Genomic DNA, 18,491 nt, shown 5'->3' on the forward strand with positions numbered 1-18,491 from the left:
GGCCATGATGAAGATCGACAAAGCCCCGGTGCCCCTGATCGTCCCCAACCCGGATGACCCGCGCCTGACCCAGAGCGTAACCGGGACCGACCAGAGCGGCGCCAAGGTCGAGATCAAGGTGCCGATGGAGCGGCCGCTGACGCTCTACCTGAACTCCCAGGAGATCGTCACCATGATGACGATCGGCGACTATCCGGAATATCTGGCTCTGGGCTATCTGCTCAACCAGAACATGCTGAAATATAATGACGCGGTCACCGAGGTCGAATACGACGACGATCTCCAGGTGGTCGTCGTACGCACCGAGCACAACACCAATTTCGAGGCCAAGCTGAAGAAGCGCACGCAGACCTCGGGCTGCGCGCAGGGCACCGCCTTCGGCGATCTGCTGGAAGCGGTCGAGAGCGTCGCGCTGCCAAAGGCGGAGCTGCGCACCTCCTGGCTCTACCAGATGACGCAGACCATCAACACCATGCCCTCGCTGTATCTGGAGGCGGGTGCGATCCATGGCTGCGTGCTCTGCAAGGAGGGCGAGCCGCTGTGCTATACCGAGGACGTCGGCCGCCACAACGCCGTCGACAAGATCGCGGGCTGGATGTACCGCCACGGCGTCGATGCCGGTGACAAGATCCTCTACACCACGGGCCGTCTCACCTCGGAGATGGTGATCAAGACCGTGCGCATGGGCATTCCCATCCTGGTGTCGCGTTCCGGCTTCACCGCCTGGGGCGTCGATCTCGCAAGGCAAGTGGGCCTGACGCTGGTCGGCCGCACCCGCGGCAAGCGCTTCATCGCGCTCGCCGGCGAGGAACGCATCGTCTACGACCAGAACCTCGCTTACGTCGAGGAAGAGTCGGCCAAGCACAAGCGCAAGGGTGAAGGTGGTGACGACTGAAATTCCGGCAACGCAAGGCGTGCTGCTCGCCGGCGGTCTCGCGCGACGCATGGGCGGCGGCGACAAGCCGATGCGCACCATCGGCGGACGCACCATCCTGGAGCGCGTGATCGCACGCCTTTCGCCCCAGTGCAGCGGGTTGATCCTCAATGCCAACGGCGATCCCGCGCGTTTCGCCGCGTTCGGTTTGCAGGTTGTCGCCGACGACGTGCCCGGCTTTCCCGGCCCGCTCGCCGGCATCCTCGCCGCACTCGACTGGACCGCGGCGAACCGGCCGGAGATCGCATGGGTGCTCAGCGCCGCCGGCGACTGCCCATTCCTGCCGCGCGATCTCGTCGCGCGCCTGCATGAAGCCCGTGAGCGGGAGAGCGCGCAGCTCGCGGTCGCCGCATCAGGCGACCAGTCGCATCCGGTGATCGGGCTGTGGCGCGTTGCCTTGCGCGACGAACTACGCCACGCCCTGGTCGTCGAGGACCTGCGCAAGATCGACCGCTGGACCGCACGCTATCCGCTCGCGACGGTGACGTGGCCGGCCGAGCCGCTCGATCCGTTCTTCAACGCCAACACGGTCGAGGACATCGCCGAGGCCGAGCGGCTCGCGGCGCTGGACGACGCGGCCTAGCGGGCTTGCGATTTGGAGACCTCGTTGAGGAGCTGCGTCCAGACGATCGCGAAAGCGATCACGATGCTGCCTCACCTCGCCCCGCTTGCGGGGAGAGGTCGGATTGCATCGAAGATGCAATCCGGGTGAGGGGGACTCTCCGCGAGTCCCACTCTCACCGCCCCCGCTGAGACCCCCCTCNCCCCAACCCTCTCCCCGCAAGCGGGGCGAGGGAGCGCCGCACTGCCGCGGCCGCCGCTCAGGCCGCCAGCGGCACCGACCAGGCGTCGTAGCCGTAGAACCAGCTCGTATCGGTCCTCTCCCTCAGCCAGATGTTGGCGCGCGCGTCGCGCAGCTTGAAACGCCGCGTCGTCGTCTATCGTCTACGCGGGCCGAAAACCCGCTCGCTCCAGTGCCACACGTGCCTCGTTCGAGCCGAGGGCGTCGAGAAAGGCCTGCACTGCCGGACGCTGCTTGCGCGCCGTCACCAACGTGAAGTCATAATGCTCTTCCGCGAGCGGAATGAAACCGAGGCCGACCGCATCGGCGACCGGCGCAATGGTCATGCCCCAGTCGGCGCGGTGCTGCGCGACGGCCGCGGCAACCGCGTTGTGCGAGCGCGGCTGGTTCCAATAACCTTCGGGGCGCGCACCGGCGAGCAGCCGGTCGATCAGGATGCGCGTGCCGGCGCCCTGGTTGCGGTTGACCATGATGCAGGCGGGGTCCGTGAGCGCGGCCGCAACCGCGTCCTTTGCGCCGAGGCCCTCGAAGCGCTTGTCGCCCTTGCGGAACACGATGCCCTGCATCCGTCGCCAGCCCGGCACGAGCTCGAGCCCTTCGACCAGATAAGGCGTGTTGTAGGTCTCGGTTCTGTCGTCGAACAGATGGATCGGCGCGAGATCGCACTCGCCCCGTTTCGCCGCCGCAAGCCCGCCGAGGCTGCCGACCGCGATCGAGCGCACGGTGAGGCCCGCATGCGCGAGCTGCGCGGTGACGAGGTCGAGTCCTGTGCAATGACTGCCGACGATGACGAGATCGGGCACCCGCACATGCGGCGTGAACAGCGTCACCTCGGCCTCGGTCCCCGCGGGCATCTGGTCGGCGAGCGCATCGATGCGCAAAAAGCCGTCGGCCTGCGCGAAGGAAGTGATCGCACCGGAGCCCTTGCCGGAGGGATAGGCGATCAAGCCGTCCCTGCCCTCGACCAGCGAGACCATGACGAATTCGGTGCGGCCGAGCTCCGAGGCAATGCGCACCGGCACGGTCGCACTGACCTTGGCATCGGAGCGCGGCGGCAGGCCGGCCATCCTGCGCAGCACCGGTACGATCATGTCGTGGAAGGTGAACATCGCCGAGGTCGGAAAGCCCGGCAGGATCACCACCGGCTTGCCGTCGCAGACCGCGAGGCACAGCGGCTTGCCCGGCTTGAGCGCAACGCCATGCGCGACGATGCCGGGCTGGCCGAGCCGGCTGATGATGCGATGGGACAGATCGCCGGCGCCTTTCGACGTGCCGCCGGACAGCACCAGCATGTCGGCGTCCGCCAGCGCGCGACGCATGGCGGATTCGAGCTTCGCTTCGTCGTCGGGAATGGCGCCAAGGAAGATTGCCTCGCCACCATTCTCGTCGATCGCAGCCGCGACGATCGCGCCGTTGGTGTCGTAGATCTCGGCGGGCGCGAGCATCTCGCCGGGCTGGACCAGTTCGTCGCCGGTCGAGATCACCGCGACCCGCGGCTTGCGCGCCACGGCCACCTCGGCGATGCCGCAGGCCGCCAGCATGCCGATCTCGCGTGAGCCGATGGTCGTGCCGGCGCGCAGCAGCGCTTCGCCGCGCGCGATGTCGGAGCCCGCATAGGAGACGAACTGTCCGGGAGATGCGGCACGGCGGACATCGATCGCATCCGGGCCGGCCGGCTGGGTGTGCTCGACCATGACGACGGCGTCGGCGCCGCGCGGCAGCGGGCCGCCGGTGGCGATCGGCGTCGCCGTGCCGGTGGCGACTTGCATCCTCGGCGCGGTGCCGCAGTGGATGGTCTCGCCGTTCAAGGCAAGGCGAACAAGCGCACCTTCGCCGGCCGCGGCGAGGTCCGCCGAGCGGACGGCAAAGCCGTCGACATTGGAACGGTCGAACGGCGGTACGTCGATCGGTGCCGTGACGTCTTCGGCGAGCGCCGCGCCGAGCGTATCGGCAAGCTTGCGCGTTTCGCTCGGAATCGCGCGCGGAAACAGCGCCGCCTCGAAGCGTGCCATCGCCTCCTCGCGCGAGAGAATCTTCAGGAACTGCTCCTGTTCGAGCGCGCTGCGGTCTTGCGATTGCGGGATCATCGTCATGCCGGAATCCATATCACTCCCGCATCAGATAGGCATCGACGGATGCGCCCGCTGCAAATCCCTCGTGGCTGGCAGGAATGATCAGCCATGCATCCGCACCGGCAATGGCGTGGAACGGCCACTCCCCCACCGCAAGCGGCATCCAGGCATGATGTTCCCCGGCCAGCAGTGCGATTTCGGCAATGCCGACACTGGATGCGATCTTTCGCGCGAGCGGCAGGGTCACCTGTCGGCGGGGCCGGCGCGCCGACAAACGATCGACGAGTGGAAGCACCAGCCCGAACCAGGCTGCGAGCGCATGGTCCGGCGAGCCGGGCAAAGCAACGACGGGAACTTTGCCAAGCCGCCCGATCGCGGCGGTGCGGCCGGGCTGAAGCGCAATGCCATGGGCGATCATGTCACCGCGCCGGGCCAGTGCCGTGACGGCGGCATCGCGGCGGCCGACGCCGCTGCCGCCGACAATCAGCAGCAGGTCGCAAGAGGAAGCATCGAGCATATCGGCGATCGATGCGTCATCGCGCGCGGCGGCCTCAAACGCCTTCACATCCAGGCCCGCGGCGCGCGCGATCCCGGCAATCACATGCGCCGTCGCCGTCGCGCCCGGCACATTGACGAGGCGCAGCCGCGGACGCCGCACGCTCAGCCTGTCCACCGCCGCGACACCGGCGAGCATCAGCGCGGCCGGACCGACCGGATATCCGTCTGCGCCGGCAGGCGTGCGAACGGCGATGTCGCTTCCGGCGCGGCGGACGCCCTGCCCCGGGACGCCCTCCGCCAGCACCTGCGCAAGCGGACCCGATATCTCGACGGCGTCGGCATCGAGCACACAGTCGCATCCGGCCGGCATCGCATCGCCGGCCTCGACCCAGGTCGGCGCCGTCGCCAGAGGCAATGGCGAATAGGCGGACGCGCCGACGAGATCATTGGCGCGCAACGCCCACCCGTCGGTGCCGGCAATGTCGTGCGGCGGATAGGCCGCCAGCAGCGGGGCGTCCGCCGTGATACAGCCGATCGCTTCAGTCAACGGCAACGCGACAGGTGCGATCGGTTCAACGTCTCGCAGCAACGCGGCAAGCGCGGTGTCGAGCGGTGTCAGCGATGGCGGCAGGCGCTGGGTCATGCGCCATGATGGACCATGCATCGTTCCGTTTGGCAACCGCCGCAGATGCAGATGTCAGCCGGCCGACTTGTCTGCATTCGGAAAGAACAGCGGCTGCCCGTCGACCCTGTAGCCGGCGATAGCCGCCTGCCCGTCCGGCGAGATCAGCCAGTCGATGAAGGTCTGCCCCAGCTCCTTCTTCACGCTTGGAAACTTCTCGGGGTTGACCAGCATCACGCCGTATTGGTTGAGCAGCCGCTTGTCGCCTTCGACGATGACGTCGAGATCGCCGCGCTCCCTCAAGGCGATCCAGCTGCCGCGGTCCGACAGCACATAGGCATTTGCGACACGCGCAGCTTGGAGCGCCGCGCCCATGCCCTCTTTGGCCTCGCGATACCATGCGCCCTTGGCGGCGGCGATGTCGATGCCGGCGACGATCCAGAGCGCGAGCTCCGCGGCGTGCGTGCCGGAGCGATCGCCGCGCGTCACGAATGGCGCGCCCTTGGCCTCGATCGCCTTGAGCGCGGTGGCGATGTCCTTGCCCTTCACGCCGGCAGGATCACTCTTCGGCCCGATCAGCACGTAGTCGTTGTACATCACGTCAAAGCGCTTCACGGCAAAACCGTCGGCGACGAACTTCTCCTCCTGCGGCCGTGCGTGCATCAGCACGACGTCGACTTCGCCCCGTCGCGCGCCGTCAAGCACTTCATCGGCACGCCGCGCGATCACCGTCACCTCGATGCCGGTCTTCTCGCGGAAGATCGGCAGCAGATGATCGAGCAGGCCGGACTCCTGTGTCGCCGTGGTCGAGGCCAGTACGATCGCGCGGTCCTCCGCGAACGACGCCGCCATGCCCGCGGCGAGGCCGCAGAGAAGCGCGAGTGCAACGGACAGGCAGCGAAAGGCCATGAGCTGGTTCCCATTGGATACGGCTTTGATCATGAGGATCGATTGCGCCGCACTCGTGACGCATTTGCCCCTCGCACGCTACCATTCGGGAAATTTCGGCAATGCACCGAGCGGCACCGATTGCGCGCGCGACAGCCGCAAGGCCCGCACCACGTGAGCACCTCAGGATCGTTCACCAAAGCGGAAGACGCGACTGCGGATGTGTTGCAAAGCAACGAGATCATCAGGCATGGTTCCCGCGGACCGAAAATGAACTGCAGAATTCCACCTGCGACGAAAGTCCAAAAAGAAGCAAGAATTTGCATAGGAATGCAGGATGGAATTCCTGACGACCAGTGAAGCCGCCGACTATCTCCGACTTGGCGAACGCAAGCTCTACGAACTCGTCACCACCGGCGCGATCCCCTGCAGCAAGGTGACCGGGAAGTGGCTCTTCCCGCGGCACGAGCTCGATCTCTGGGTGCTGTCCGGACTGGCGCGCCCTGCGGGCATGCTGGCCACGGAGCCGCCACCCGTTATGGGCGGCAGCCAGGACGAATTGCTGGGTTGGAGCCTGCGCGAATCCGGCTCCGGCCTGGGATCGATGAGCGAGGGAAGCGCGCGCGGGCTCGAGCGCCTCCAGCGCGACGAGGTGACGGCTGTCGCCATGCACTTCCACAGCCTGGATGCCGCCGGCAATCTTGCCTCCGACGCCAATGTGACGGCGCTGCGCGACGCGCCGTGCCTGCATGACGCGCTGCTGGTCGCATTCGCGCGCCGCGAGCAGGGTCTCGTGCTGCCGCCGGGCAATCCGAAGCGGTTGCGCGGCCTCGCCGACGTGCTCGCGCTCGGCGCCAGGGTGGCGATGCGACAACAGGGCACAGGCGCGCAGATGCTGCTCGACGTGCTCCTGAAGCGCGCGGACGCCACCACCCGCGACTTGCGCCGGCTGGAGACGCCGGCCCTGACCGGGCCGGATCTCACCGAAATGGTCCGCGCCGGCCAGGCCGATTGCGGCGTCGCGACACGCGCGGCGGCGCGCTCGGCCGGCCTCGATTTCGTGCCGCTGGTCTGGGAGAATTTCGACCTCGCGATGCGGCAGCGCAGCTATTTCCGCCCCACCATGCAGGCCCTGATCCGGTTCCTGAGCGAACGGCGGCTGCGCCAGCGCGCCGAGGAGCTGACCGGCTACGACCCCTCGCCGGCGGGGCAGATCCGCTTCGCGGCCTGACATTGACGCCCGCCCCCAAATAGTTGCAAAAGAAACCAATTCAGCCGGGCATACCCGGGCAACACCGGCCAACGAGCCGGATCAGGGGAGGACAAGCGTGAATCCAGCAAGATTTCGACTGCCGGTCGCGGCAGGCTTTGCAGCGACGTTCTTGGCGGCGGCGCTGCTGCCGGGTGCCGCGTCGGCGCAGGTTTCCGACAACGTCGTCAAGATCGGCGTGCTCACCGACATGAACGGTCCCGCCTCCGCGCCGACCGGCCAGGGCTCGGTGACGGCGGCGCAGATGGCGATCGACGATTTCGGCGGCACCGTGCTTGGCAAGCCGATCAGCATCGTGATCGGCGACCACCAGCTCAAGGCCGATATCGGCGGCGGCATCGCGCGGCGCTGGTACGACGTCGACCAGGTCGATCTGATCGTCGACGTGCCGGTCTCGGCGGTCGGGCTCGCGGTGCAGAACGTCGCCAACGAGAAGAAGCGGCTGTTCATCACCCACTCCACCGGCACCGCCGATTTCCACGGCAAGTTCTGCTCGCCCTACGCGATCCAGTGGGTGTTCGACACCCGCGCGCTCGCGGTCGGCACCGCGGATGCGGTGGTCAAGCGCGGCGGCGACAGCTGGTTCTTCATCACCGACGACTACGCCTTCGGCCATTCGCTGGAGCGCGACGCCTCCAGCGTCGTCACCGCCAATGGCGGCAAGGTGCTCGGCTCGGTGAGGCCGCCGCTGGCAACGCCCGATCTCTCATCCTTCGTGCTGCAAGCGCAGGCCTCCAAGGCCAAGATCATCGGCATTGCGGCAGGCCCCCCCAACAACATGAACGAGATCAAGACCGGCTCGGAGTTCGGCGTGTTCAAGGGCGGCCAGCAGATGGCGGCGCTGCTGGCGCTGATCACCGACATTCATGGCCTCGGCCTGCAGGCCGCCCAAGGCCTGCTGCTGACCACCTCGTTCTACTGGGACATGGACGACAAGACGCGCGAATGGTCGAAGCGCTACTTCGCCAAGATGAACAAGATGCCGTCGATGTGGCAGGCCGGCGTCTATTCGAGCGTGATGCACTATCTCAACGCCATCAAGGAGACCGGCACCGACGATCCGCTGAAGGTCGCGGCCAAGATGCGGGAAAAGCCGATCGAGGATTTCTTCGCCCGCAACGGCAGACTGCGCGAGGACAATCTGATGGTGCACGACCTCTGGCTGGTGCAGGTGAAGACGCCGGAGGAGAGCAAATATCCGTGGGACTATTACAAGATCCTCACGACCATCTCGGGCGACAAGGCGTTCGGGCCGCCGGACCCGGCGTGTGCGATGGTGAAGAAGTGACGATCGCTTAAAAGCGATCGTCATTCCGGGGCGGTCCGCAGGACCGAACCCGGAATCTCGAGATTCCGGGTTCGCGCTTTGCGCGCCCCGGAATGACGGCCGCTTAAGGAGCGACCGTCACTTCACCACCCCAATCTCGCGGAAGTACTTCATCACGCCCGGATGAATCAGCTCCGCCTTCGGTGCCGCCGCGACGGTGTTCGCCGCCGTCGTCTCGCAGGCCTGCGCGAGCTTCTTGCAGAACGTCGCCTCGGCACCGTGCAGCGTCCTTGCCAGCCGGTAGGCGACATCATCGGGCAGGTCTTCGCGCGTGAGCACAAAGCTCCACGAGCCGAGCGAGGCAATCGGCTCCGTCTGCTTCGGGTAGGAGCCCGCCGGCACGGTCAGCGGCTTCAGGAACGCATGCCTGGCGCGAATGCGCGTGATCTCTTCCGCGCTGGGCGCGATGAAGCGCCCGCCCGACGCGCTCGATGCGACCGCGGCAAAGCCGGGCCAGCCGATGCCGGCGCCCCACAGCGCGGCAACGCGTCCGTCCTCGACCATCGCGGGACCATCGCCGGCGCGGTCGAGATAGACGGCCTTGAAGTCCTCGTCCTGCCTCAACCCGAGGCCATCGAGCACGTAGCGCGCCAGAATCGGCAGGCCCGAGCCCTTGGCGCCGAACGCCACCGGCTGGCCAACGAGATCGGCAATCGTCTTGTACGGACCGTCCGCGCGCACCACGAACATGCCAGGATTGGAATAGATCGCGGTGAGGATCTTCAGCGACACCTTCGCGCGGCCGATGCCGGCGAAGGCCTCGTAGGCCGGCTCGCCCGCGACCAAAGCGAGATCGAGCTCGCCCTTCTCCAGCAGCGGAATGTTCTCGTTGCTGCCCTTGGTGTTGCGCGGGGCGATGGTGATTTGCGGATCGGCCGCGTTCATCACCTCCGCGAAGGCGTTGCCATAGAGCGGAAAGCCGCCGCCGGGCGTCGCGGTGCCAAGACTGAGCGAATGGCTGAGTGTCGTGGTCGGAATGGCCGTGCCTCCGGTTTGAGCAGCGGCGGGGCTTAAGAGCAGCACTGCCGCGAGAAGGATGATTGCGAATCTCATGGTCGTTCCCGGCGGACCTGCGTCAACACCGACTTGCGACGATGTAGGCAGCAGCCCGATTTTGTGAAAGCATGCAGCACAACGACAATAATGCAACGGGAGGCGTCATGTTGCGAATTTTGCGTAACAGTGTTTTCGGGCTCGCAGTTCTCATAGGTCTTTTCAGCGCTACACCTCCCGCCTCCGCCGCCTATCCCGACCGCCCCGTGCACTGGATGATCGGCTTCGCCGCCGGCGGCCCGGTCGACATCGTGGCGCGGATCATGGCGCAGTGGCTGTCGGATCGTCTCGGCCAGCAATTCATCGTCGAGAACCGCGCCGGCTCTGGCGGCAACATCGCCGCCGCCGCCGCGATCAACGCCCCGGCCGACGGCTACACGCTGCTGTTCGTCGCGCCCAACAACGCGATCTCGACCTCGCTCTACAAGAAGCTGCCTTACGACTTCCTGCGCGACACCGTGCCGGTCGCGAGCATCATGCAGCTCACCAACATGCTGGTCGTCTCCAACGCGATGCCGGTGAAGACGGTTCAGGAGTTCATCGACTATTGCAAGGCCAATCCCGGCAAGATCTCCTTTGCCTCGTCCGGCAACGGCACCTCGGTGCACATGTCGGCGGAGCTGTTCAAGGTGATGACCAAGTGCGACATGGTGCACGTGCCCTATCGCGGCTCGGCGATCGCCTTCCCCGACATCATCTCCAACAAGGTGCAGCTGATCTTCGACAACCTGCCGTCCGCGCTGGAGCAGGCGAAGGGCGGCAATGTCCGTGCGCTCGGCGTGACCTCGCCGCAGCGCTGGCCTAGTGTGCCCGACGTGCCCGCGATCGCCGAGACCGTGCCGGGATTCGAATCGGTCGGCTTCTACGGCATCTCCGCGCCGAAGGGCACGCCGGGCGAGGTGGTCGAGATCCTCAACAAGGCCGTCGGCGAAGCGCTGAAGGACCCGAAGCTGGTCGCCCGCCTCGCGGAGACCGGCGGCATCCCCAAGCCGATGACGCCGGCCGAGTTCGGCAAGCTGGTCGCGGACGAGACCGAGAAGTGGCGCAAGGTGGTGGAGTTCGCCGGGGTTTCGGTGGATTAGGCAGCGGCCCCGCGAGGGGCCCGTCGCTCGCCGGCAGGACGTTTGAGGGGGCCGACAGGCCCTCTCGCAACAAAAGTTGCGAAAACAACCCCATGCACAGTAGAAGACGTGAGCAATCACAGCGGGTTAGGGAAGCGAAAAGACAGGCATCGGCTGGATGATCGCGGGGGCCATTTGACTCGTCGGGCAAAACAGTGACAAAATGCGATTATTCCGAATCCCGCAATCAGCCGATGCGCAACGCTTTCCGCGCGGCCCCGGCGTTCCGCCTCGATCAGGGCCCTTTGCCTGACGCGTTTTCCCCGACGCGGGCCGGCGGCCGCTTCGCTTGAAAACGCTTGAGGATTGCACCCTCGCCTCCAGCCTTGTAAACGAACCGCGCACCGTTGCCGGCCGCTGCCAATGCGGCCGTCTCGCGGCGGGGCCTGTAGCTCAATGGTTAGAGCCGGCCGCTCATAACGGTCTGGTTGCAGGTTCGAGTCCTGCCGGGCCCACCAAGAATATCAGTGACTTGCTTGGTCTTCGTTGCCCGCACCGCGACGACTGCACCAGAAACCGCACCAGATACGTCCACTTTTCGTTCGTGCGTAAGTTCGCGCATCGCAAATCCACTCGATGGCGCTAGACCGACTTAGGGTGAATGTAATCGTCGCCCACTCATCGGGTGGAGATGCTCCGACAGAGCCACTGGTAGCAAATACGCGCACCTCGCGAAAACCTACAAGATGAGGCGTCGGGCGTTCGAGTCAGGAGACCGCTACCGCCTTTCCCCACACGACGCAAATCTGCGATATTTCCTCCGATCGTCCGCCTATCCTTGCGTCCCAAGCTCGGGCAAGTCGCCAACTTAAAGAGCACGCCGTAACGGCCGAGCGCGACCATCCCAAAACTGACTCTGCGTTGATTTTTCTTGATCTCCCAGTGCACACGACACCGACTACCCCCGACAGTTAGGACTTTTCCTAAGGTTAGATCGGTCCGCTCGTCTCAATTTGCCGCCCCACCTCGTGCATAGCTTGGTCGAGTACCCGGAACCCCGGTAGATTTCCTCGCGCGCATTCTTCTGCGCGTCATAGATCCTGATCTGGAGCATGGGAAAACACTTCTTTAGTTTTTCTCCACCTGCCCTGGCGCAGTTACGAATTCCGCGCCAGCAAAGGCTGTAACCGCACCCGAACGGATGTAGCCGATGTTACGGGTGCCAGACGAAGCGCCATATCCGAACTGACGACTGGGCTTTCGACCTTCCCGGGATGACATTCTGTCTGGAGTGCAGAACCCGTCCGATTGCATGGAGCGATTGCGATGAGGGAGGCCACGATGGATTTTTCGCGAATGTCGGATGGAATCCGGCTGCATCACGCCTCTCTTCACCACGATGGGTACGATGGCGAGGACGAACAGAGCCCTGCGCCGAGTGCCCCGTTCGCGGCAGACGCGGTCGGCGGTGGCGCCCTAGTCCATCGTCCCGGCCCGTTTGCAGGTCAATTTGCAGGTCCTGGATCGCACGCCGCGAGCGCGAATACCCAGCACAATGACTCCGACCCGATTCAATCAAAACATCTCACATCGGGGGTCGACACGGGCGGCCACGCCGGCAACCACGCTACGGCGGGTCTGGATGTTTCGTCCACTACGCCCGCTTCCGGCGCATCACATCCCGGGATGGGCGTCGCTTCGGTCGAGAGTGGGGCGAACACGTCCGGGAATGGCGGGGATGGCTACTTTTACGGAAGTATCATTCACGCGTCCCTGTTGATCTATGAACCGATCAACATCTCAATGAGCCTGGGATACGGCTCGGTCGTCCTGGCCAACCAGTCCAACAATTTGAATGTCGATCAATCAGCCTTTCAGATGGCCGGCGTCGGGGGCCATGGTGGCAATTATAATGTTGTATCGGGAGGCAGCATCGGTACGTCCTTAGGCGCCGGCGTGATCGCGAGCGGAGACAACGGCGCCGGAAACGGTGGCAGCGGCTATTTCTCGGGTGCGATAGTGGACGCTCCCGTGGTGATCTATCATCCGATCAATATTGCGGTGGCGGCCTCCGGCGGCACTGCGCATGCAAGCCAATCGAACACGGTCGACATCGATCAGTCGGCCACTCAGATCGCGGGTGTCGGCGGAAGTGGCGGAAGTGGCAATGTGGCCGCCGGCGGCAGCGTCATGACGCTCGACCCCAGTTGGGGATCAAGCAACGGAGGGGGCGTCCCGGATATTCAGACCGGCGGAAGCCAGGCCGGCAATGGCGGCGACGGCGCGTTCTACGGCGGGCTCGTCCATACTTCGTTCGTCCTGTACGACCCGATCAACATCGCAGTCGCGGGCTATGGCTCCAACGTTCATTCGGTCCAGACAAACGACGCCTACGTGGATCAATCCATCGTTCAGATCGTCGGCATTGGCGGGCACGGTGGCAACGCCAACGTCGCGGCGGGCGGCCATGCAAGCCTTCTTTCCCATAGCCTGTGGGGCGGCTCCGACACGATCGCGACCGGTTCAAACGGCGCAGGAAATGGCGGCAACGGATATTTTGCCGGCAGCCTGATCGATGTCAGCGTCGCGATCTATGCACCCATTAATATCGCGATCGCGGGCCCCCATTCGACAGCCGTAGCCGATCAGGTCAACAACGTGCACATCGACCAGAGTGCGGTCCAGATCGCCGGACTTGGCGGGGACGGTGGCAACGGCAATCTCGCACTGGGTGGCGATCTCTCCGCCCATCTTCTGTCGGATCTTCACCTGATGGGATAGCGGCACATCGTGCCCCTATCACAAACCCGATCGCGAGCTGCGTCGATGCTCTGCGGGCCTTCCCGGATGTTTCGAACTCCGATGCGGCGCAATGAATGTCGTACTTTCGTACATAGGTCGACCAAGCCGGATGGTGTCCGTTTTGACATCTATCGCCATCGCGCGTGGGCGGATCAGACTTGCCGCGCGCGTCCGCCTGATCGGGATGGATGATGCACGAAAGCCAACAGAGGGAGGCACACATGATGCCCAAAGCGATCAACATCTCGGACTCGATCGAATTCAAATCGATCAGCACCGGTGGTCAGAACGTCGGAAATGGCGGCGACGGCACCTTCAAGGGAGCCATCATCAGCAAGCCGACGCTCAACTTCGATCCAACCAACAAGGCGGTCGGTGCCGACGTGCACGTGAACACCGGCGATCACGTCAAACAGACGGCTGATTGGGATGCGGGCGGCGCCAACGCAAAGGCCTCGTGGTTTTCGAAGGCCCATGGCGGAGACGCCGAGTCGAACGGAAGCCAGAAGTCCTACAGCGGCTACGATACCTCCAAGGTATACGCCAATACAGATGCCACCCAGATCAACAAGGTCGCGGTGGATCAGCACCAGGAGGTCGTGGCCGGCATCGGCGGAAATGGCGGAGACGGCAACGCCGCGCTGGGCGGAGAAGTGAGCTTCCATCTCGATACGTTCTGACCACCGGCTCGTCCGGCTGCCAGGACCGGTGGCCGCCGCCACCGGTCCTGAAGTTCGAGCCAATACCCTGCTGACCCGTTGGCAGATGGCGTTGGCCATCAGTCAAGTACGCCGGACCTCGCTTTCAGGCGGTGACGATCATGCTGATGCCGCCCATTCGGTTGCCTATCCTGCCGCAGATCGGGACGCCACTGCACGCGGCCCTCCGGTCCTGCGCTGGACCGCTCGGTCTCGTATTCGCGTATAGCTGCAGCTACAATCTGCTTCTGTTTGCGCCTTCCATCTATCTTCTTCAGATCTACGACCGGGTGTTGTCGAGCCGGAGTGGCGATACGTTGCTGCTGCTCACGCTCATTGTCGCGATCACGGTGGTCGTCGGCGGCGTGTTCGATGCATTGCGGCGCGCCGTCCTTGGACGCCTTGGCGCATGGCTCGACGATCGCCTTCGTCCTTGCGTGCTTACGGCCGGCCTCGAATCAGCGCTTCGCAGCGATTGGACGCGGGCGTCGGGCGCGTATCGGGATCTCACCGTGCTGCGCCAGTTCGTCGAGTCCGGCGCATGTCCGATGCTGTTCGACGCGCTCTGGGCGCCCTTGTTCCTCCTTGTGCTCTTTCTGATCCATCCCCTGCTTGGCGTGGTGGGCGCCTGCTGCGTCGCCTTCCTGTTCGCGCTCACGGTTGCCGGAGAGCTGGTCACGGAAGACGTTCTGCTCAGATCCGGCGCAGCGCTATCCAGAAGCTGCGGCCGCCTCCAGACTGCAGCGAGCAACATCCACATGATCCGCGCCATGGGAATGCTCGATAGCGCTGCGCGCATGATCCACCGTGACGCGCAGCACGCCCGCAGAGAGCACGATGTGGCACTCCGGCGAGGCGAGATCGTCTCACTGGCCGCCAAGCCGGTTCGCGCGCTGTCGCAGGTCCTGATCATGGGGGCTGCCGCATGGCTCGTCCTCGATCACGGGAAGAGTCCGGCAATCATCTTTGCTTCAACGCTGATGTTCAGCCGGGCGCTCGCGCCGGTCGAAAGTGCGGTCGCAGGCTGGAAATCACTCGTGACGGCCGTGAGCGCTTGTCAGCGGCTCGGCGCACTTCTCGCCGCATTCCCCGTCGCCCGGCAGCAGAGCCCGGAGGTTTCCCCGCTGCAGGCGCGAAGCGGCCTCGTCGTCGACAATGTTGACGTGAGGCTTGCGGGGACCAACCATCTGCTCCTGAACGGCGTCTCGTTCAGCCTCATGCCCGGAGAATGCCTTGGCATCATCGGTCCGTCCGGGTCAGGCAAGTCCTTGCTCGGCCAGGTGATCGCCGGGCTGTCGATGCCAACGCATGGCCGTGTCGTCCTCGACAATACCGACGTCTCGCTGTTTCGCGAGGGCCTAAAAGGCGACCGCCTCGGATATCTCCCCCAGGACATCAACCTCCTCGGCGACACGATCAACGACATCATCGCACGCCTTGACGATGCCGATCGGCGGAAGGTCATCGAAGCGGCCAAGCTCGTCGGTATCCATGGGGCGATCATGCGCTTGCCGCTGGGTTACGACACGGTGGTTCAGAGTGAAGCAACCTTCTCGCGCGGGTATCGGCAGCGCCTCGGTCTTGCCCGCGCCTTTTTCGGCAGTCCACGCCTCATCGTTCTCGACGAACCCAACGCCAGCCTCGACTACGGGGGCGAGCGAATGCTCCTGGATGCCGTCGAGCGCATGAAGCTCGCAGGCGTCATCCTTGTCGTCATCACTCACCGGATGGGTCTTCTCGCCGCTACGGACAAGATTGCCATCATGGAGGACGGTGCGGTCGCCGCGTTCGGCGACCGCGAGGACATCTTTGAACGGCACCTGAGCCGACCCCAGGTTACTTCACAGATAGCGCCATGATTTGGAATTCTCTCACCATCTGGAAACTTCCCGCCGTCTCGAGACTTCCCATGATCAGGGATCAGCTCGTGCGAGCGCCGGCGAGCCCCCCGCCCGCTCGGCGATTTGGCGTCGTGGTGACCGCAATCGACGATTTCGAGCCTCTGGAATTTCCATGGTGCTCGACGCCCACGCCGACCTCTCCGCGCGGAAGGCTTCGCGGCATCACCGTCGCGGGCAATCTGCTGGTGCTCTGCTTCATGCTGGGGCTTGGTACATGGGCGAGCCTCGCGCCTCTCGAGAGCGCCGCGATCGCGTCTGGCGTCCTGGAATCGGAATCGAGCCGCAAGACGATCCAGCATCTGGAAGGCGGTATCGTCAGGAAGATCCTGGTTTCGGATGGCGATATCGTGCGCAGCGGCCAAACGCTGATCGCGCTGGACGACACCCGGGCCGGCTCGGAGATGCAAAGCCTCCAAGGTCAATTTTGGGATGCTGCTGCTCGTGCCGCACGGCTTCAAGCCGAGCAGCAGAGATTCGAGAGGATCGCAATCCCGGACGCGCTGGAACAGGACAGCAGGCAGAACGGAGTGGCCGCCGCTGCGGTGTCGGCGCAGCAGTTCATTTTTCAGGCACGCATGCAGGTTCACGAGTCGCAGCTTGCGGTCATTCGCGAACGAAGGCATCAAGTCGAGAAGGAGATCGAAGGTCTCAAGGCTCAGGAAACCGCCACCGGGCAGCGGGTCGACATCGTTCGGGAGGAACTGGATATGGTCGCGACCCTCGTCAACAAGGGGCTCGAACGGCGGCCGCGGCTTCTGAACCTGCAGCGGGAGCTGGCCGACGTCGAGGGCCGCCGCGGCGAGATCGCCGCGCAGATTGCCCGCGCCGGGCAGGTCATCAGCGAACAGCAGGCCACATTGTTCAAGCTCGAGAGCGAGAGGCAGAACGAGATCGCACAGTCGCTTCGTGAAGCACAGAACCAGATATTCCAGCTCCGCGAGCGGTTGCTTGCGGCCAGGGATCAGCTATCGCGAACGGAGGTCAAGGCGCCCGAGGACGGCGTGATAACCGATCTGCGGGTTCATACAGCCGGCGGTGTCATCGGAGCAGGTGCTCCGCTCATGGACCTGGTGCCCCGGCAAGACCGTCTCATCGTAACCGCGCGCCTGAGGCCCGAGGACATCGATGTGGTTCATCCCGGCCTCAGTGCCGAGGTTCACCTGGTACCGTACAATCAGCGTCGCGTGCCTCGCCTGAAGGGAACCGTCGTGCACGTATCCGCAGACCGGCTCCTCGACAAGCGTACCGACCAGCCATACTACGCGACAAAGATCCGGATCGACGATGGGCAGATCGCGGCAAACGACATCCAGATCGTCCCCGGCATGCCGGTTCAAGTGTTCATCACGACCGGGCGAGGCACCGTGGCTCTCTACGCGCTCAGGCCCCTGCTCGACAGCTTCCGTGGTGCATTCAGAGAGGACTAAAGCGCGATGAGATTGGGATGACTCGTCATCGCGCTTTAGGTTGTTGTTGGAGCATGATCTCCACGCAAACGCGTTCCGCGTTTGTCGCGAGGGAGAACCGCTGCGCACCTTGCGCTAACGCGGCCCTCCGGGTCCGGATCATGCTTTAGGTCTCCGGCATTAGAGCCGCACCGGGGTCGTGATCGCGACTCTGCGCGGGCAACCGGCCGCGCCAGCGGAGGACGGCTTCCGTGCGATTGTGCGCAGCACATTTCCTCATGATATGCTGAATGTGCATTTTGACTGTGCTTTCCGAGAGGCCCAATTTGGCGGCGATCAGCTTGTTGGGCAGGCCGAGCTCCAGTTCCGCCAGAACCTGTTGCTCACGAGGCGTGAGATCGGTCACGCTCCTCCTGTCGATAGCCACTCTGGCTCCCTCGTTAATCAGATATGCGGGCACAAGCCCGCGCGCATCCGGTGGCTCGAAATCCGGTATCCTGTTCATCCCGGCCACGGGCAACGGCCTGTAGGCGCCGCCGACAAGAACAAGGCGCAGGCCAGCTATGGCGATCTCGATCGGTAGCGAGGTGGAAAGAAAGCCGCGCACGCCCCGCTGCATCGCGGCCTGCACGGTCGGTTCGTCGTCATGGTTTGAGAGGACAACAGTGGCGGCGTTGGGACAACACTCCGCAACGAAGGCGAGATCGTCCTCAACCGAGGGATCGCCGATGGGCTTGTCCGCGATACTCAGCATCACCAGACGAACATCGCGGGCTGACGTGCAGTCCAGGCCTTGGACCGTTGCCATGTCAAGGATCTCAAGTTCGTCCAACTCCCTCCTGAGGACGTGCAGAATGCATGTACGAGGCAACACGAGCGGCTCGATGATCACCAGAACCGGCAAGTGAAGCGATTCATTGAGCCGCTTTGACGTGTTGATTATGTCGTGCATGATGCCCTCGAGATGAAAAGAATTTCCGCTATATTCCCATTCCGTATTGCGTCTCCCGTGCTGCTGCGTTCATCCTGAATGCATCATCACGAGAGCGGCGCAGTGCCGCCGTTAGTGCCGCATCCACTGCGGGATCACTTGACACCTGGGTGGAAATTCTTTCCGCTCAAATCATTTTGGCGTGTACCGCGCGGTGGCGCAGTCG

At 64.5% G+C, this 18,491-nt stretch carries 14 protein-coding genes and 1 tRNA gene; 10 read left to right on the top strand and 5 right to left on the bottom strand.

Annotated features, from left to right (window positions below; translation table 11 throughout):
* Window positions 1-4: 4 nt before the first annotated feature.
* Together fdhD and mobA are read left to right on the top strand one after the other, a co-directional pair.
* A complete protein-coding gene (gene fdhD, locus A3M7_RS0143040) occupies window positions 5-895 on the top strand; it encodes a formate dehydrogenase accessory sulfurtransferase FdhD (protein WP_027549448.1) in 891 nt (296 codons plus the stop codon).
* Complete coding sequence (gene mobA / locus A3M7_RS0143045) at window positions 876-1,517, top strand: molybdenum cofactor guanylyltransferase MobA (protein ID WP_027549449.1); 642 nt, start codon at window positions 876-878, stop codon at window positions 1,515-1,517. The genes fdhD and mobA overlap by 20 nt, the downstream gene beginning before the upstream one ends.
* Before the next feature lie 362 nt (window positions 1,518-1,879).
* On the opposite strand, the gene A3M7_RS0143050 is transcribed toward mobA, so the two are convergent.
* Genes A3M7_RS0143050 through A3M7_RS0143060 form a run of 3 tightly spaced genes read right to left on the bottom strand, consistent with a single transcriptional unit; the run spans window position 1,880 to window position 5,837 of the window.
* The gene (locus A3M7_RS0143050) at window positions 1,880-3,829 is read right to left on the bottom strand and encodes a molybdopterin biosynthesis protein (protein WP_027549450.1); all 1,950 of its coding nucleotides are present in this window, start codon (window positions 3,827-3,829) and stop codon (window positions 1,880-1,882) included.
* Between the two features lie 13 nt (window positions 3,830-3,842).
* Entirely contained in the window at window positions 3,843-4,949 is a 1,107-nt protein-coding gene (locus A3M7_RS0143055; protein ID WP_027549451.1) for a molybdopterin-binding protein, read from the bottom strand.
* Window positions 4,950-5,003: 54 nt separating this feature from the next.
* A complete protein-coding gene (locus tag A3M7_RS0143060; RefSeq protein WP_027549452.1) occupies window positions 5,004-5,837 on the bottom strand; it encodes a substrate-binding domain-containing protein in 834 nt (277 codons plus the stop codon).
* Between the two features lie 316 nt (window positions 5,838-6,153).
* Between A3M7_RS0143060 and A3M7_RS0143070 the strand changes: the two genes are divergently transcribed.
* Together A3M7_RS0143070 and A3M7_RS0143075 are read left to right on the top strand one after the other, a co-directional pair.
* Window positions 6,154-7,047, top strand: a complete 894-nt coding sequence (locus A3M7_RS0143070) for a helix-turn-helix transcriptional regulator (RefSeq protein WP_027549453.1) — start codon at window positions 6,154-6,156, stop codon at window positions 7,045-7,047.
* 97 nt (window positions 7,048-7,144) lie between these two features.
* The gene (locus tag A3M7_RS0143075; protein WP_027549454.1) at window positions 7,145-8,374 is read left to right on the top strand and encodes an ABC transporter substrate-binding protein; all 1,230 of its coding nucleotides are present in this window, start codon (window positions 7,145-7,147) and stop codon (window positions 8,372-8,374) included.
* Between the two features lie 117 nt (window positions 8,375-8,491).
* Here A3M7_RS0143075 and A3M7_RS0143080 read toward each other — a convergent pair whose 3' ends face one another.
* Complete coding sequence (locus tag A3M7_RS0143080; RefSeq protein WP_027549455.1) at window positions 8,492-9,466, bottom strand: TAXI family TRAP transporter solute-binding subunit; 975 nt, start codon at window positions 9,464-9,466, stop codon at window positions 8,492-8,494.
* Between the two features lie 107 nt (window positions 9,467-9,573).
* Between A3M7_RS0143080 and A3M7_RS0143085 the strand changes: the two genes are divergently transcribed.
* From A3M7_RS0143085 to A3M7_RS0143110, 6 genes are all read left to right on the top strand, one after another.
* Window positions 9,574-10,548, top strand: coding sequence for a tripartite tricarboxylate transporter substrate binding protein (locus A3M7_RS0143085; RefSeq protein WP_049824051.1), 975 nt, complete (start codon window positions 9,574-9,576; stop codon window positions 10,546-10,548).
* A 421-nt stretch (window positions 10,549-10,969) separates the two neighbouring features.
* Window positions 10,970-11,045: transfer RNA gene (locus A3M7_RS0143090), tRNA-Ile, on the top strand.
* Window positions 11,046-11,868: 823 nt separating this feature from the next.
* Window positions 11,869-13,308, top strand: coding sequence for a hypothetical protein (locus A3M7_RS0143095; RefSeq protein ID WP_245284467.1), 1,440 nt, complete (start codon window positions 11,869-11,871; stop codon window positions 13,306-13,308).
* Between the two features lie 209 nt (window positions 13,309-13,517).
* Window positions 13,518-14,009 (top strand): hypothetical protein, encoded by a 492-nt coding sequence (locus A3M7_RS0143100; RefSeq protein ID WP_245284468.1) that lies wholly within the window; start codon window positions 13,518-13,520, stop codon window positions 14,007-14,009.
* Between the two features lie 140 nt (window positions 14,010-14,149).
* Complete coding sequence (locus A3M7_RS0143105) at window positions 14,150-15,886, top strand: type I secretion system permease/ATPase (RefSeq protein ID WP_027549459.1); 1,737 nt, start codon at window positions 14,150-14,152, stop codon at window positions 15,884-15,886.
* Window positions 15,887-15,936: 50 nt separating this feature from the next.
* Entirely contained in the window at window positions 15,937-17,355 is a 1,419-nt protein-coding gene (locus tag A3M7_RS0143110) for an HlyD family type I secretion periplasmic adaptor subunit (RefSeq protein WP_245284469.1), read from the top strand.
* Between the two features lie 145 nt (window positions 17,356-17,500).
* On the opposite strand, the gene A3M7_RS45815 is transcribed toward A3M7_RS0143110, so the two are convergent.
* On the bottom strand, window positions 17,501-18,286 hold the full coding sequence (locus A3M7_RS45815; RefSeq protein ID WP_049824052.1) for a response regulator transcription factor: 786 nt from the start codon (window positions 18,284-18,286) through the stop codon (window positions 17,501-17,503).
* Between the last annotated feature and the right edge of the window lie 205 nt (window positions 18,287-18,491).

Origin of the sequence: Bradyrhizobium sp. WSM2254 (assembly GCF_000472645.1) — a bacterium.
Lineage (GTDB): Bacteria > Pseudomonadota > Alphaproteobacteria > Rhizobiales > Xanthobacteraceae > Bradyrhizobium > Bradyrhizobium niftali.